The sequence below is a fragment of the Cupriavidus sp. 2SB genome (assembly GCF_005503625.1).
In the GTDB taxonomy this organism is placed as follows: Bacteria; Pseudomonadota; Gammaproteobacteria; order Burkholderiales; family Burkholderiaceae; genus Cupriavidus.
On record NZ_SCMX01000110.1, the window covers coordinates 1 to 16,325 of the forward strand.

13 protein-coding genes and 1 pseudogene are annotated in these 16,325 nt (G+C 63.0%); 3 read left to right on the forward strand and 11 right to left on the reverse strand.

Translation table 11 applies throughout. The features are described from left to right. Positions 1–233 (forward strand): annotated as a pseudogene (locus tag FFS21_RS29650) (hypothetical protein); the annotation flags it as partial. Between the two features lie 77 nt (positions 234–310). Here the strand turns inward: FFS21_RS29650 and FFS21_RS29655 are convergent. The 4 genes from FFS21_RS29655 to FFS21_RS29670 all read right to left on the reverse strand — a co-directional run bounded on the left by FFS21_RS29655 (position 311) and on the right by FFS21_RS29670 (position 6,159). Further along, positions 311–1,993 (reverse strand): long-chain fatty acid--CoA ligase, encoded by a 1,683-nt coding sequence (locus FFS21_RS29655; RefSeq protein WP_137928238.1) that lies wholly within the window; start codon positions 1,991–1,993, stop codon positions 311–313. Between the two features lie 188 nt (positions 1,994–2,181). Continuing rightward, a complete protein-coding gene (locus FFS21_RS29660; RefSeq protein ID WP_212745279.1) occupies positions 2,182–2,847 on the reverse strand; it encodes a TetR/AcrR family transcriptional regulator in 666 nt (221 codons plus the stop codon). A 76-nt stretch (positions 2,848–2,923) separates the two neighbouring features. Next, positions 2,924–4,057 (reverse strand): aminopeptidase, encoded by a 1,134-nt coding sequence (locus tag FFS21_RS29665; RefSeq protein ID WP_137928240.1) that lies wholly within the window; start codon positions 4,055–4,057, stop codon positions 2,924–2,926. Next, the gene (locus tag FFS21_RS29670; RefSeq protein ID WP_137928241.1) at positions 4,054–6,159 is read right to left on the reverse strand and encodes a molybdopterin-containing oxidoreductase family protein; all 2,106 of its coding nucleotides are present in this window, start codon (positions 6,157–6,159) and stop codon (positions 4,054–4,056) included. The genes FFS21_RS29665 and FFS21_RS29670 overlap by 4 nt, the downstream gene beginning before the upstream one ends. 287 nt (positions 6,160–6,446) lie before the next feature. Here FFS21_RS29670 and FFS21_RS29675 point away from each other — a divergent pair, with 287 nt between their 5' ends. Next, positions 6,447–7,646, forward strand: a complete 1,200-nt coding sequence (locus tag FFS21_RS29675; protein ID WP_137928242.1) for an ABC transporter substrate-binding protein — start codon at positions 6,447–6,449, stop codon at positions 7,644–7,646. Positions 7,647–7,717: 71 nt separating this feature from the next. Here the strand turns inward: FFS21_RS29675 and FFS21_RS29680 are convergent, their stop codons facing one another. From FFS21_RS29680 to FFS21_RS29705, 6 genes are all read right to left on the reverse strand, one after another. Continuing rightward, positions 7,718–8,782 carry an ABC transporter ATP-binding protein gene (locus FFS21_RS29680; RefSeq protein WP_137928243.1) on the reverse strand — a complete coding sequence of 355 codons (1,065 nt, stop codon included), beginning with the start codon at positions 8,780–8,782 and terminating at the stop codon, positions 7,718–7,720. After that, the gene (locus FFS21_RS29685) at positions 8,779–9,777 is read right to left on the reverse strand and encodes an ABC transporter ATP-binding protein (protein WP_137928244.1); all 999 of its coding nucleotides are present in this window, start codon (positions 9,775–9,777) and stop codon (positions 8,779–8,781) included. The genes FFS21_RS29680 and FFS21_RS29685 overlap by 4 nt, the downstream gene beginning before the upstream one ends. A 16-nt stretch (positions 9,778–9,793) precedes the next feature. Next, a complete protein-coding gene (locus FFS21_RS29690) occupies positions 9,794–10,723 on the reverse strand; it encodes an ABC transporter permease (protein WP_137928245.1) in 930 nt (309 codons plus the stop codon). 3 nt (positions 10,724–10,726) lie between these two features. Further along, positions 10,727–11,704, reverse strand: coding sequence for an ABC transporter permease (locus FFS21_RS29695; protein WP_137928246.1), 978 nt, complete (start codon positions 11,702–11,704; stop codon positions 10,727–10,729). A 191-nt stretch (positions 11,705–11,895) separates the two neighbouring features. Further along, positions 11,896–13,497 carry an ABC transporter substrate-binding protein gene (locus tag FFS21_RS29700; RefSeq protein ID WP_137928247.1) on the reverse strand — a complete coding sequence of 534 codons (1,602 nt, stop codon included), beginning with the start codon at positions 13,495–13,497 and terminating at the stop codon, positions 11,896–11,898. A 65-nt stretch (positions 13,498–13,562) separates the two neighbouring features. Then, positions 13,563–13,835, reverse strand: coding sequence for a hypothetical protein (locus FFS21_RS29705; protein WP_137928248.1), 273 nt, complete (start codon positions 13,833–13,835; stop codon positions 13,563–13,565). Here FFS21_RS29705 and FFS21_RS29710 point away from each other — a divergent pair. Further along, entirely contained in the window at positions 13,825–15,018 is a 1,194-nt protein-coding gene (locus FFS21_RS29710) for a M20 aminoacylase family protein (RefSeq protein WP_137928249.1), read from the forward strand. The genes FFS21_RS29705 and FFS21_RS29710 overlap by 11 nt on opposite strands. A 49-nt stretch (positions 15,019–15,067) precedes the next feature. Here FFS21_RS29710 and FFS21_RS29715 read toward each other — a convergent pair whose 3' ends face one another. Beyond that, on the reverse strand, positions 15,068–15,898 hold the full coding sequence (locus FFS21_RS29715; protein WP_502705209.1) for a DUF3047 domain-containing protein: 831 nt from the start codon (positions 15,896–15,898) through the stop codon (positions 15,068–15,070). Positions 15,899–16,325: the final 427 nt, after the last annotated feature.

Below are 16,325 nucleotides of genomic sequence, written 5' to 3' on the forward strand. Positions count from 1 at the left end.
GAGGGGGTGGCGGTGGCGGCGTGGGGGTGTCGGTGGACCTCACGCGACTCTTCAGCCGTCCGGCGCCGCCGCAGCAAATCGATCTGTACCGCTACAAGGTGAAGGCCAACGATGGGACGCTGGCCCAGGTGGACGCGCCTGCGGCGCAGGGGCTGGAGCCGGGTGTATGTGTGCGGCTGATCTATCCGGATGGGCAGACGCAGCCGCAGATGGCGCCGTCGAATGAGTGTTGAGGGGTCTTGCTACTGATAGTGTCCTCCCCTCTCCCGCGCAGCGGGAGAGGGGAACAACCACCCGGAAGAGAGAAAGCTTAAGCCGCCTTCCGACTATCCCGCAGTTCCCTCCGCAAAATCTTCCCAACGTTAGTCTTCGGCAGCTCAGTGCGGAATTCCACGTACTTGGGTCGCTTGTAGCCCGTGAGCCGCTCCTTGCAGAAGGCGATCACGTCGGCTTCTGACAGGGCCGGATCTTTCTTAACCACGAACAGCTTGACCACCTCGCCCGAGTGCTGGTCCGGCACACCGACGGCTGCCACTTCCAGCACGCCCGGGCATTCCGCCACCACGCCTTCTACCTCGTTCGGATACACGTTGAAGCCCGAGACCAGGATCATGTCCTTCTTGCGGTCGACAATCTTCGTGTAGCCCCGCTCGTCCATCACGCCGATGTCGCCGGTCTTGAAGAAGCCGTCCGGAGTCATGACCTTGGCGGTCTCGTCCGGACGGTTCCAGTAGCCGGCCATCACCTGCGGGCCGCGCAGGCAGATCTCGCCGGGCTGGCCGAGTGGCAGTTCGTTGCCGTCGTCGTCGCGGATCGACACTTCGGTGGACGGCAGCGGCAAGCCGATGGTGCCAGAGAAGGCGTCGGTATCGGTCGGGTTGCAGGTGGCCGATGGCGATGTCTCGGACAGGCCGTATCCCTCGATGATCGGGCAGCCGGTCTTGGCCAGCCAGTTCTTTGCCACGGCTTCCTGCACGGCCATGCCACCACCGTTGGCCACGCGCAGGCCGGAGCAATCGACCTTGCTGAAATCGGGATGGTTCAGCAGCGCGTTGTAGAGCGTGTTCACAGCCGGGAACATGTTGAACTTGTACTTCTGCAGCTCCTTGATGAAACCCGGGATATCGCGCGGATTCGGAATCAGGATGCTCAGGCCGCCGCTCCGCATGCCCAGCAGGCAGCAGACCGTCAGCGCGAAGATGTGATACAGCGGCAGCGCCGTGATCGTGATGACCTGGTCGATGTGCGCACCCTTGGCCAGCGCCGGTTGCATCCATGCTTCGGACTGCAGCACGTTCGACACGATATTCCGGTGCAGCAGCACGGCGCCTTTCGATACCCCTGTCGTGCCGCCCGTGTACTGGAGAAAGGCGATGTCGTCCGGACCGGTGCTGACCGGCTTCAGTTCCATGCTGCGGCCTTCGGCCAGCACATCGTTGAAGCGCACGCAGGTGGGCAACTCCCACGCCGGCACCATCTTCTTGACGTTGCGCACCACGAAATTGACGATGGCACCCTTCAGCCCGCCCAGCATGTCGCCCATGCTGGCCACCACGATGTGCTTGACTGGCGTGGCAGGCAGCACAGCCTGCAGCGTGGAAGCAAAGTTCTCCAGGATGACGATGGCTTCTGCGCCGCTGTCCTTCAACTGGTGTTCCAGTTCACGCGGCGTGTAGAGCGGATTGACGTTGACCACCACGTACCCGGCGCGCAGCACAGCGGCCAGCACCACCGGATACTGCAGCACGTTCGGCATCATGATGGCCACGCGGGCACCGGCGCGCAGGCCACGTGCCTGGAGCCACGCCGCGAAGTGCCGCGAGAGCGCGTCCAGTTCGCCGTAGGTGATGGCCTTGTCCATGCAGATGAATGCACGGCGATCAGCGTAGGTACGGAACGATTCCTCGAGCAACTGGGCCAGCGAACGGAACTGGCTGGCGTCGATCTCTGCCGGTACGCCTGCCGGATAATGTTTCAGCCACAGCTTTTCCATACCGTCTCCTGAATTTTCTGAATGGTCGTTCGATTTTTTGGGAATGCTAAACGCCTGCCCCATGTAAAGACAACCCGTTAGACGAAGTCCTCCACGAATTCGATCGCGGAAATCGTGGATTATGCGTCACGCAGCCATCCATTCGAGGGAATACCCTGACGATCTTTGCTACGATTGGCCGCGATCAATCAGGCCGGCAACACCAGCTTCATCATGTTCTGCGCCAGCTCTACCGCCAGCGTTTCAGGGTCCATGCGATCCGGTTCGTGCCAGGTGTACATGAAGCCGATCACGCCGCCCATGGAATGGGCTGTCACGCGCGCATCGCCGAAGGCGAACACGCCAGCCGCGCGCCCTTCTTCAAGCAGGCCATACAGGTCGCGGTAGAAATCGCGGGCCATGCTGTTGAGCCAGTCCACTGTCTCTGGCTGCAGGTACTGGTTGTCGCGGAAGCTCAACGCCGCTGCCACGTGGCATTTGACGCAGCGCCTCGCCATCTCCAGCAGGCAGGCATGCAGGCGCTCGCGCACCGGCAGGGACGGATCGGCCGTCTCGCGAATCACAGGCAGGCAGGTTTGCGCCGATTCGCGGCACAGGATGTCGAAGATCTCGTACTTGTCCGAGAAGTAGTAATAGACCGCGGGCTTGGTGACACCCAGCGCCCGACACAGGTCGTTCATCGTCATGCCCGGGTAGCCTTTCGTGTAGAAAAGCTGCGCGGCGGTATCAAGGATCTGGCGTCGGCGCGCTTCCTGGCGTTCGGCAACGTGCGAGCGCGCCGGACCGTCCTCGCTCAGGGTGGCGGCAATGGTGGCGCGCGGCGTGTGGCCGGGTTTTCTCGGGGCATGAGACATAGGCGACATTCTCGCACGCACTGCGCTCGCCACCATCGGGAAACTCCCGCGATTCAGGGGATGGGCAGAGCGTTGTTCAGGGCCGCGCGGCAGGAGTGCCGGACTGTCCCGCTGTCAACGGCGTGACCTCCGTGGCCGGAGGTGCCAGCTTGCGCAGTGCGGCATCGCGCTCGGCAGGCGGAAGGTCGCCGATCTGGCGTGCTGCGGCGTAGAAGCGATCCCAGTCGCCGCCGGATTGCGCGAGCAGCGCCGTGAACGCGGGCACCCATTGCTGGTAAGTGGCCACGGCGGCCAGGTGGGCGTTGGTCAGCGGCTGGTCGAACCAGCGGTCGTAGCCGGTGTAGCCGGCCCACTCCACTTTCAGCGTTCCATACTCGTCACGCAGTTCTTCGAAGATGCGCGCCTTGCCCTGGCGCTTGGCGGCATCGTCCAGCGGGGATTTGTACAGCTTCACGAGCTTGTCGCGCGTATCGAGCAGCATCGCCCGGAACTGGCGGCGCCGGCCATCGTAGATCCGGTAGCTCGCACGTGCATCGGCCGAACCTTCCTGCGCCAGCCAGCGCTCTACGCCAGCGGCCTCCACCGCCGTGGCAAACGACTCGTTGAACGCGGTGTCGTTGCGCACGTAGACCACCTGATGCGCCAGTTCGTGGAAGATCAGCCGCGCCAGTTCGCCCTCGGGCTGGTAGACAAAAGTGTTCAGCAGCGGATCGTCGAAATAGCCGAGCGTCGAGTAGGCCGGGATGCCTGCCACGTAGGCCTCGAAGCCTTCACCGCGCAAACCCTTCGCGTAATGCTCGGCATCGTTCTGGTCGTAGTAACCGCGATAGGTGATGCACCCGACCACCGGGAAGCACCACTTGCGCAGGTCCATCGACAGTTCGGGCGTGGCGAAGACGCTCCAGACCACATAGGGCCGGTGCAGATTGGCGTAGCGGCGATAGCTGCCGTTGTCGGGGAGCTTCAGTTCGCGTGAGGCGTAGTCGCGGATGCGGCGCGCCAGTTCGAGCCGTTGGGCGAGCCGGGCGTCGTTGGCGCCATTGGCCGTGGCGATGGCGTCGTCGATGGGCTTGGCCGAAGCCATCACGCCCAGGTGACCACCGATCGACTGATAGTAGTAGCCGATCGTGTCGCAGCCGGCCGCCAGTGCGCCCAGGGCGAGTATCGCGACGATACCCGCCAGGCGCCGGCGGGCCGGCCAACGGATCATGATGCCAATGCCTCCGAGGGGACCGCCTCCACTTCGACGAGGCAGTCGTAGAAGACCGGCGCGCGGCCCATGTCGGTGAGGCGCTGGCTGGTCAGTTCGTTGGCGTTCTTGCCATCCGGCGCCAGCTTCTTCCACCAGATCGACAGGCCCACGACCAGCCCGCGCTTGGCGCGATCCGTCACGCGGGCGCGCGCCTGCATGCTGCCGCGGTCGTTATACGCCCGCACCATCGCGCCGTGGACGATGCCGCGTGCGGCGGCGTCGTCCGGGTGGATGTCAAGATGCGGCTCGCCCTCGGTGGCACGCAGGCTATCCACATTGACGAACGAGCTGTTGAGGAAGTTGCGCGCCGGCGGCGAGATCATCGCCAGCGGATAGCGCGCGGCGAGTTCCGGGGCGGACGACGGCGCTTCGTACGGCGGCACATAGGCCGGCACGGGGTCCAGGCCGTCACGCGCCATCGCCTCCGAATAGAACTCGCACTTGCCGGATGGCGTCGGGAAATTACCGTCAGCGAACGGCGCGGCGCCGACACTCAGCTTCTGCCAGCCCTGCTCCTTGAGAGACTCCCAGCTGATGCCCGCCGCACGCTTGTCTTCGCGCAGGATGGCCTGGCTGGCGATGGTCTCGTCGCTATCGGCAAAACACGGCTCGGTGAAGCCCATGCGCGCCGCCAGCCGTCGGAAAATCTCCGTGTTCGGCAGCGCCTGGCCCAGCGGCTCCACGGCCTGGTTGTTGGCCAGGAAGTACGTGTGGCCGTAGGCCTTGTGCACATCGACGTGTTCGAGCTGCGTCGTGGCCGGCAGCACGAAATCGGCGTGGTCCGCCGTATCGGTGCGGAAGTGTTCCAGCACCACCGTGAACAGGTCTTCCCGTGCGAAGCCTTCGGCCACCTTCACCGACTCCGGTGCCACGGCCACGGGGTTGCTGTTGTAGACCACCACGGCCTCGATCTTCGGACCCTTGCCGGTGGTGCCATCATCGAGCAGGGCGTCGCCGATCGTGCTCATGTTCACGGTGCGCGGCTGGCTGGGCCAGTTCGGCAGCAGGTCCGGACGCTGCAGCGTCTCGTGATCGATCGGGAAGAAGCCGGACGTCGACAACTGCAGGCCGCCAGCTGCCTGGCGCCATGCGCCCACCAGGGACGGCAAGCTCGCGACCGCGCGCACCGCCTGGCCACCGCCGCGCACGCGCTGCATGCCGTAGTTCATACGGATCGCCACGGGCTGGCGCTCGCGCACGGCCAGATTGCCGTAGAGGCCGGCCAGCCACTCGATATCTTCCACCGGCACACCGCAGATCTCGGCGGCGCGGGCGGGCGGAAATTCCATCGCGCGCTCGCGCAGCGCGTCGAAGCCCACCGTATGCTGCGCGATGTAGTCGTGATCGAGCAAGTCGTCGCGAATCAGGATGTGGATCATCGCCAGCGCCAACGCGCCATCCGTGCCCGGCATCGGCGCAATGTGGCGATGGCACTTCTCGGCGGTCAGCGAGCGATACGGATCGATGGCTACCAGCGTGGCGCCGCGACGCTTGGCTTCCTGCACACGCGTCCACAGGTGCAGGTTCGATGCGATCGGATTGCCGCCCCAGATGATCACCAGCTTGGCGTCGACCACATGCTCCATGTCCATCCCGACGCTCGCGCCATAGGTGTACTTGAGCGCCGTGGCCCCTGCGCTGGCGCAGATCGTGCGATCCAGCAGCGACGCACCGAGCTTGTGGAAGAAGCGCGCCGCCATACTCTCGCCCTGCACCAGTCCCATCGTACCGGCGTAGCTGTACGGCACGATGGCTTCCGGATTGCGCGCCGCGATGGCTGACAGCCGCGCGGCGATTTCGTCGAGTGCCTCGTCCCACGACACCGATTCGAACTTGCCCTCGCCCTTGCGGCCCACGCGGCGCAGCGGCGTCAACACACGATTTGGATGATAGGTGCGTTCGGTATAGCGCGACACCTTCGTGCAAAGCACCCCTTGCGTGCCGGGATGGTCTGGATCACCGGCCACCTTGATCGCGCGCCCGTCCTCCACGGTGACGAGCAATGCACAGGTATCGGGGCAATCATGGGGACAGGCGGCACGAACGATGCGGGGGGCCATGGCGATCAGAGGTAATTCAGGCTGGGGCACCCGGTACGGGCAGAAAAGACAGCAGGCCGGGCGCGTGTCAACGGCGTGACTGTGGCGCCACTGCGTCGGCGAAAACCTGCCGGACCGGGGAATTTGTTTGGCTCCGATTGTATTCGATTATGATGTGCCGGCGCAGTCCGGCCCTCGGTCGGAAGCCCGTATCGGCACAAGACCGGACAAGGGATGCGGGTCCGCCAGCAGCACAGAACATCAGAATCAATCAGAACGTTGTACGGATTTTTTTGACGGGGATTTACATGGGTTTCAAGACAGGGGTCAAGCGCCGGCAGCTGATGGTCGGCGTGATGGTGGCGTCCGCCATCGCGGCATGCGGCGTATCGGGTGCCGCGCTGGGCGTCAACACTGCCGCCGGGGAAACCGGGGTGACGGCCGACACCATCGTACTGGGCCAGTCGGCCGCGCTGACGGGCTCCACCGCAGTGCTCGGCAAGCAGATGAACGCGGGCGCGCGCCTGTACTTCGACCACATCAACAGCCAGGGCGGCGTGTTCGGACGCAAGATCGAGCTTAAGGCGCTCGACGACATGTACGAGCCCGACGAGGCCATCAAGAACACCAGGAAGCTGATCGAGGAAGAGCGCGTCTTCGCGCTGTTCGGCTACGTGGGCACGCCGACGAGCCAGGCCGTGCTGCCGCTGGTCAATCACATGCGCATCCCGTTCTTCGCGCCCTTCACGGGCGCGCAATCGCTGCGCGAGCCGCACAGCCGCTATGTGTTCCACGTGCGCGCCGGCTACGACGAGGAAACTGCTGCCATCGTGCGCCAGATCCGCACCACCGGGCTCAAGCGCATCGCCGTGGTCTACAACGACGACGCCTATGGCCGCGCTGGCATCTCGGGCATCGAGCACGCCATCAAGACGCTGCCGGCCGACAGCGGTGTGAAGCTGGTGGCGCAGGAAAGCGTGATCCGCAACACCGTCGAGATCGGCGACGCCATGCAGGGCGCGATGAAGGCCAAGCCCGATGCCGTAGTGCTGATCAGCGCCTACCGCACCGTGGGCGCTTTCGTGAAGGAAGCGCTGCGCCGGGGCTACAGTGGCCAGTTCTACAACGTGTCGTTCGTCGGCACGCAGGCACTGGCCCGCGAAGTGGGCCCGCAAGGCAGCGGTGTGATCATCTCGCAGGTGATGCCGCATCCGGGCAACGCCACGCTGCCGGTGGTGCGCGAATACCTGCGCCTGCTGCAGGCCGCCGGCAAATCGAACGAGTTCGACTACGCCAGTATCGAAGGCTTCATCGCCGCCAAGGCATTCGTGGAAGGATTGCGCCGCGCGGGCAAGGACTTGACCCGCGAACGCTTTGTCACCGCCATGGAAAGCATGCGCAATGTAGACCTCGGCGGCTACATCGTCCAGTTCGGACCAGACAACCACGTCGGGTCGAAGTTCGTGGAGATGACGATCATTAATTCGAAGGGTGCGGTGATTCGGTAGTGCTCTACCGCTTCGTCTGGCTTGCTCCCCTCTCCCACTACGCGGGAGAGGGGAGAACACCGACAGGGAGACTAGGCGGCATCATTCAAATGACAAGCCGACCACCGCATCGGCGCGATCTCCTTCAGCATCGGTTGCTCCTCCCTGCAACGCGGCATGGCGTGCGGGCAGCGTGGATGGAAGTGACAACCCATCGGCGGATTCAGAGGCGACGGGATTTCTCCGCGAATCGCCCCATACGTCTTCTTGCCAACCTCCAGCTTCGGTGCCTCGGCCAGCAGTGCCTGCGTGTACGGATGGTTGGGTGACGAAAACACCTGCTCAGTGGGCGCTGACTCCACCACACGCCCCAGGTACATGATCATCACGCGGTCGCTGATGTGCTTGACCACGCCGAGATCGTGGCTGATGAAGAGATAGGTCAGGTTCAGTTCTTCACGCAGGCGCATGAACAGGTTCAGCACCTGGGCCTGGATCGATACGTCGAGCGCTGCCACCGATTCATCGCACACCAGAAATTCCGGCTTCACAGCCAGTGCGCGTGCAATGCCAATACGTGCCCGCTGACCACCCGAGAACTGGTGCGGAAAACGCCGCAGCACAGTGGGGTCCATCCCCACGCGCACGAGCATGTCTTCCACGTACGCCTGCTGCGCATTCTTGTCGACCATGCCATGCACGACCGGCGCCTCGCCGACGATATCGAGCACGCGCAGGCGCGGATTCAACGACGCGTAAGGGTCCTGGAAAATCATCTGGATCGCCAGTTGCCGCTCGCGTTTCTTCTCCGGTGGCAACCGATCGAGATCGGTGCCGCGCCAGAAGCGCTCGCCTTCGGTCAACGAATGCAGGCCCACGGCCATGCGTCCGAGCGTGGACTTGCCGCAGCCCGACTCGCCCACCAGCCCGACGACTTCGCCGGTACGGATCGCCAGGTCCACCTTGTCCACGGCGTGCACCACTTCCATCTTCTGCTTTGCGCCGAAGACGTTGGCGATCTTCGCGGCCACATCGAGCGACTTCACGAAACGCTTCGACACGCTGCGCAGTTCCAGCAGCGGCGCCGGCGGCATGCTGCTCTCCGCGTTCGGTACAGCCACTGCGGCATTGGGGGTATCGATCACCGGCGTGCTCATGCAGCCTCCTGCTGGGCATGGACCGGATGGAAGCAGCGTAGCTGACGACCATCGGGCGAGGTATCGAGCGGCGGATCGGTCTTGCAGATTTCCGTGGCGTAGGGACAACGATTGCGGAACGAGCAGCCGCCCGGCAGGTTCAGAAGCGACGGCGTCATGCCCGGGATCTGCCGCAGTGGCGTACCGCGTGGATTGCGCGATGGCGCCGAGCCGATCAGCCCATGCGTGTATGGATGCCCAGGACGCTCCAGCACCTGTCGCACATCGCCCGATTCCACGATCTTGCCGGCGTACATCACACACACCTTGTCCGCGAGACCGGCCACCACGGACAGGTCATGCGTGATCCAGATCAGCGCGGTGCCCGACTCGCGACACAGCGTCTGCATCTCGTAAAGGATCTGGCCCTGGATCGTCACGTCGAGTGCCGTGGTGGGTTCGTCGGCGATGATCAGGTCCGGCTTGTTCAGCAGCGCGATGGCGATGGCCACGCGTTGCCGCATGCCGCCAGAGAACTGATGCGGATAGGCCAGTAACCGCTCGTCGGGCGACGGAATGCCTACGCGTGCCAGCGCATTGCGAGCGCGCTCGCGGGCCGCGGCCTTGCTGACGTTGTCATGGGCACGCACGGCCTCGATCATCTGCGTGTCGATCCGCAGGACCGGGTTCAGCGTCATCATCGGATCTTGAAAGATCATGGCGATGCGATTGCCGCGCACATCGCGTTGCTGCGCGGCAGTGAGCGTGCGCAGGTCGCGCGTGACACCGTCGCGGCTGGTCAGCGCGATGCGACCATCGACGACCTTGCCCGGTGGATCGATCAATCCCATGATCGAGTACCCGGTCATGGATTTGCCAGAACCCGATTCCCCGACCAGTCCCATGATTTCGCCGCGTCCCACCGTGAACGACACATCGTCCACGGCCTTGGCCACGCCGGCGCGTGTGAAGAACTGCGTCTTCAGGTTTTCAACGACGAGAGTCGGCTGCGTCATGTTGGCTCCCGTTCGATCATTGCGTTTGCAGGCGCGGGTTCAGCACATCGCGCAACTGGTCGGCCACGAGGTTCATCGCCACGATGGTGATCACCAGTGCGATGCCCGGGAAGAAACTGATCCAGTACTTGCCCGACAGCATGTACTGCTGGCCGTTGGCGATCAGCATGCCCAGCGACGGTTCCGTCACCGGCACGCCCAGCCCCAAGAACGACAGCGTGGCTTCGAGGGTGATGGCGGATGCCACCTGCAGCGCAGCAATCACGATCAGCGGCGGCAGGCAGTTCGGCAGCAAATGCCGGAACATGATGCGACGCGGGGGCAGCCCCAGGCACGTGGCCGCCTCGATATATTCCTTGCGCCGCTCCACCAGCGCCGCGCTGCGCGTAGTACGCGCGTAGTAAGCCCACTGCACGGCCACCAGCGCGATCACGATATTGCCAATGCCGGGCCGCAGGAATGCCAGAAGGATCAGCGCCAGCAGGATTGGCGGAAACGAAAGCTGCAGGTCGGCCACGCGCATGATGAACACTTCCGTGCGGCCGCCGAGAAAACCGGCCAGCAGACCCAGTGTCGCGCCGATCAGCAGGGCGATCACCGTGCTCACCACACCCACGCCCACACTGATACGCAGGCCGTACATCACGGCCGACAACATATCGCGGCCCTGTTCGTCGGAACCCATCAGGAAGGTCATGCCCATGCCGGACTGTTCGCCCGGTGCCATGCGCGCATCGAGCACATCGAGCGTGGCGAGGTCGTACGGATTCTGCGGCGCCAGCCATGGCGCGAAGATCGCAATCAGCAGCAGCACGATCAGCGTGACAAGGCCCAGCACCGCCAGCTTGCTCTCCAGGAACTGCCGCGCGAAGCGGCGGAACGGGGTCTGCTCCTTCACGGCGGCCACTGGCGTGGCGGCGGCATCGGGTACGGTCGGAGTGCTCATGGCTCAGCCCTTGTTGTCAGCGATGCGCACGCGCGGATCGAGCATGCTGTAGACGATGTCCACAAGCAGGTTGATCAGGATGAACAGGGTCACGATGACCATCAGGTACGCGACGATCACTGGGCGGTCCAGCAACTGGATCGAATCGATGATCAGCTTGCCCATGCCGGGCCATGCAAAGATCGATTCGGTGACGATGGCGAACGCGATGATCGAACCGAACTGCAGCGCGATCACCGTGACAATGGGAATCAGGATGTTCTTGAGCACGTGTACGCCAACGATGCGCGTGTTCGACAGCCCCTTGGCGCGCGCGAACTTCACGTAGTCCTGCAGCATCGCCTCCTGCGTGCCAGCCCGCGTGAGCCGGATCACCATCGCGATATTGAGCAGCGACAGCGTGATGGCGGGCAGGATCAGGTGCCGGATGCCATCCAGCGTCAGGAAACTCAGCGACATGCCGAGCACCCGTACCGTCTCGCCGCGTCCGTTCGACGGCAGCCAGCCGAGCTGCACGGCAAACACCATGATCAGCATCAGGCCCACCCAGAACGTGGGCAGCGAGAAGCCGAGAATCGACACGGTCATGATGGTCTTGCCCGCCACGCCATTCGGCCGCAGTCCGGCCCACAGTCCCAGCGGAATACCGAGCACGATAGCGAGAAGGATCGCGCAGATGGCCAGCTCCATCGTGGCCGGCATGCGTTCGAAAATCAGCTTGAGCGCTGGGGTGCCATGGGCGAATGATGTTCCCAGATTTCCGTGCAGCGCGTTCTGCAGGAAGATCCAGTACTGCTCCCATAGTGGCTTGTCGAGACCGAGCGCGGCAATGGTGCGCTTGATGTCTTCCTGGTCGGCCTGCGGGCTGATCAGGATGTCGACCGGATTGCCGATCGCAAACACGCCGAGAAAGACGAGCAACGACATGACCAGCAGCACGATCACGCTCTGCATCAGTCGCCGGATGATGAAAACCAGCATGTTTCAGACGCTATCCTTTCGCCGGTGTGCCATGGCACGGCCAGCGGGTTCGCGACCCACGGGGGATGTCGTGGGCAGTACGCCCGGCCATTCTGGCGGGCCGGGGCCGCGATGATACCGGAGCCGGCCGGCTGCTGCGCCGGCTCCGATTTTGCGACTATCTACTTAGCGCTGCCATTTTCTGCGGCCACTTACTGCTGCGGCTTGAAGAGGTGCGCGTAGGTGCGCTCGTCGGTACGCGGCACGTACGTGATGCCCTTCTGCGTCGCCCATGTCGTCACCTGATGGTGGATGGGAATGATGCCGCCGTCCAGCACTGCAATGGCCGTGGCTTCCTGGAGCAACTTCGAACGCTCCGCGTCATCCACGGTGGCCAGCGCCTTTTCCAGCACGGGGTCCATCTTCGGATTGCAGTACTCGCCCCAGTTGGTGGTGCCGAAGCCCTTCTTCGAGTCCTCGCAGGCCAGCAGCGCGCGCAGCGGCGAGCTGACTTCGCCGGTCTGTGCACCCCAGCCAAGCAGTCCGAACGACCACTCGTGCTTGATACCCTTCGACGAGTACGTGGCCATCGGCATGCCTTCCACCTTCGTATTGATGCCGATGCGCGTCAGATTCTGCGCGATGGTCTGTGCAATCTTCTCGTCGTTCACATAGCGGTTGTTCGGCGTGTGCAGCGTGATGCCGAAGCCGTTCGGATAGCCAGCGTCAGCCAGCATCTTCTTGGCGGCTTCCGGGTCGTACTTCAGCGTCTTCAAAGCCGGGTTGTAGCCGAACAGCGTGGGCGGCACGAGGTTGTTCGTCGGCTCGGACAAGCCTTCCATCAGCCGGTCCTTGATGCCCTGCCGGTTGATAGCCGTGCTGATGGCAATACGCACCCGCGCATCCTTCAGCGGGTTCTTGTCCATCGGCTGGCCTTCCTTCGTCGTGACAAACGGCGACTTGTCACGCTTGGCATCGAAGTACAGGTAGATCACGCGATGCGAGATCTTCGAGAAGAACTGCAGCTTGGGATCGTTGCGAACCTTCGGCAGGTCCGGGGTCGGCACGTTCTCGATGGCCTGCACATCGCCGGAAAGCAGCGCGGCCAGGCGCGTGGCCGGGTTCGGGATGAAGCGCAGCGTGACCTTGTCCCAGGCCGGCTTCGCACCCCAGTAGTCGGGGTTGCGAACCAGTTCCACCCGATCGTCGCGGGCATAGCTCACGAACTTGAACGGACCCGTGCCGATCATCCCCTTGCCCTGCGCAAAGTCATCAGAGGTCAGACCCTGCGTGGCCTTCTTCTGCACCATGAAGATCGACGTCAGGTCATTCAGCATCAACGGATACGGCTGATTGGTAGTCAGCTGGATCGTGTACTTGTCGATGATCTTCTTGTTGATGATCGCCTTGGTGTAGACGTCGAACTTGCCTGGGCTGTTGAGAATGGTGGCCGGACGATCGAGCGACCACACCACATCCTCGGTGGTCAGTTCCGTGCCATCGTGCCACTTCACACCCTTGCGGATCTTGAACTCCCATGTGAGGTTGTTCACCAGCTTCCACGACTCCGCCAGCCCCGGCACGATCTTGCTGTCGGGATCGAGCTTGATCAGCGAATCGAACACGTGCTCGGACACATTGATGTTCGAGAACAGGTTGTAGAAATGCGGGTCCATCGAGGTCGGCGGCGAACTCAAGGCAATCTTGATATCGGCGGCGAGCGCAGGGGCTGACAGGCCGAGGGCAAGAGCGCCAGCTAATATGACCGTGCCGGCCTTCTTGCCAAGCGCCTTCTTGACGTTGCTGAGGGACATCGTGCGATTCTCCCTGGAGGGATGTCTTGAAATGACAATATGGATCAGCCACGCACCCACTGTGATCACGATGAAAAGGCCGCGTTTTGGTGCGGCGTTCCACCGTGCAGCGCGGGGCGCAACCGGCCGGGCACTTCAAGCATGAACTGTTCCAGCACGCGACGGTGGCCGCCATGCGGGGAAACCCACCCGCACTCAGCTTCCCGCCGATGCGGCGCTGCACCAGTTTCTACGGTCAACGTGACGCTCTGGCCTTGTTTTGGCGCTTCTACGATAGGCGTCGTATGATCGGGGTATCGCAAATGTCCGATCAGCCTCGACGGCATCATGAAGCTCATTCCCGAAATCCTTCAGGCGCAAGCCGAAATCCGCGCCATCCGACGCGATATACACGCTCACCCGGAACTCTGCTTCGAGGAGCAGCGCACCGCCGATGTCGTAGCAAAGAATCTTGAATCCTGGGGCATCGAAGTCCATCGCGGCCTGGGTACCACCGGCCTGGTGGGCGTGCTGCGCAACGGCACCGGCACCCGCTCGATCGGCCTACGCGCTGACATGGATGCCCTGCCGCTACAGGAAGCCAACACGTTCGGCCATCGTTCGCAGCACGAAGGCAAGATGCACGCATGTGGTCACGATGGTCACACGGCGATGCTGCTTGGCGCCGCGCACTACCTGGCCGAGCATCGCAACTTCGACGGCACGGTACATCTGATTTTCCAGCCTGCTGAAGAAGGCGGTGGCGGCGCGCGCGAGATGATCAAGGACGGCCTGTTCGAACGCTTCCCGTGCGATGCCGTGTTCGGCATGCACAACTGGCCCGGCATGCCGGTGGGTTCGTTCGGCACGACGGCCGGTCCGCTCATGGCATCGAGCAATGAATTCAAGATCGTGGTGCGGGGCAAGGGCGCCCATGCCGCAATGCCTCACAACGGTTGCGATCCGGTGTTCACCGGCGCGCAAATCGTCTCGGCACTGCAGGGCATCATCACGCGCAACAAGCGTCCGATCGATACGGCCGTGATCTCGGTGACGCAGTTCCATGGTGGGGACGCCACGAACATCGTGCCGAACGAAGTCTGGCTCGGTGGCACGGTGCGGACGTTCACTGTGGAAGTTCTCGATCTGATCGAGCGGCGCATGGAGGAAGTGTCGCGCGCCGTGGCGCAGGCGTTCGATTGCACAATCGACTTCGAATTCCGCCGCAACTATCCGCCGACCATCAACAGCGCGGCAGAAGCCGAGTTCGCCGTGGGCATCGCGAGCGAACTGGTGGGCGCATCGAACGTCGATGGCAACGTAGAGCCGACGATGGGCGCCGAAGACTTCTCGTTCATGCTTCAGGAGAAGCCGGGCTGTTACCTGTTCATTGGCAATGGCGAAGGCTCACACCGAGAGGCTGGCCACGGCATGGGCCCGTGCATGCTGCACAACCCGAGCTACGACTTTAACGACGAATTGCTGCCGGTTGGCTCGACGTTCTTCGTGAAGCTTGTGGAGAAGTGGCTACCTGCGGCCTGATCCGAGGAAGGACGCCGGCCTATACTGGCCGTCGTCCGCCTCGCAGGCACTAGTCGATTGCGATATCACCGTACCAGGATTCGGCACGACTCTTTGTATTATCGGTATCGGTCATCAAGCCGACAGCCAGGATCTTGCCGGGATCCGAACCGAACGCCTTCCGATAGTCGGCACGTAAATCCCGCTCATGGCATCGCCATTCATTCGTGTGGCGCGTGCCCGAATCGACGACGATCATGCGCACCCTATCGGTGTGTGGATTGTTCAGAATGCTGCCTTCCGGCCGACGGCCACCCCAGATGTACATCAGCGTGGCATAGGGCATCTCACGGCCCGTGGTGATGCGCGCCATTTCGTACATCAGCTGGTCACGTAGCGGCAAACTGCTGCGATCTCCGTCGAACGCCACGAAAATTCGCAGCGGCGCATCCTCGCGATGACTCACCGCGTTATCGGCAACACGGATCACATCACGCGTCTTCCAGCGCCAACGCAACGTTCGGGCTTCGCGTTCGGTCAGCGGGACGTAGAGACCGGACGCCGACGCATCGGCCTGTGCGTGCAAGACCGTATGCTGGTCCAGTTCGGTCAGGCTATAACGCGTGGGCGTCTTGTTCCGATTGACCCTCCAGGGCTGCCAGCCGGTCGACTGCATCTGGCCTGAGGACGCCAGCAGGGAAAATGGCGGTAGTTGCGCCAGGGGCTGCGCCAATTCGGCGTCAGCTTCGGCTTCGCCATCCGCGCCAGCTTCCGCATCGACGTCAGAAGGCGCACTCCGGTTGGCGAGCGCCAACGGATCGGGTGTCGCCGCGGCCGAAGCCGTGATCGGCACGGCTTTTACCGCGAACGTCTTGCAACTCCCATCTGAAATATCCGCCATCTTCGACGGATCCACTGGCGGCAATGCCGATGAGGCACAGCCGGCGAGCAATACGATACCCGCAACACATGCCAGTGCTGGCCTAAACTCCTTGGCCATAAGACCCCCTGAACCCTGTTTCCCCACCCGCTAGCCAAATCTCAACAACATGCGTCAGGCCATGCGGCACCGCGACTTCCTGTTGCAGACTGCATCGCGCTGATTTCGGTACAGCGCTTGAGAGTGGACCTTATCAGAAGCGTATTGAGGCCGGAATGCTCCGGGACCCTGAAAACAGGAATACAACAACCCCGGTATCAACGTTAAACCCGAAGACCCAAAGACAAAACCCCTCGCAGCGTTAGCTGTCGAGGGGTTTTGGGGCATAAGAGCCTGGCGATGACCTACTTTCACACGGGTATCCGCACTATCATCGGCGCAAAGTCGT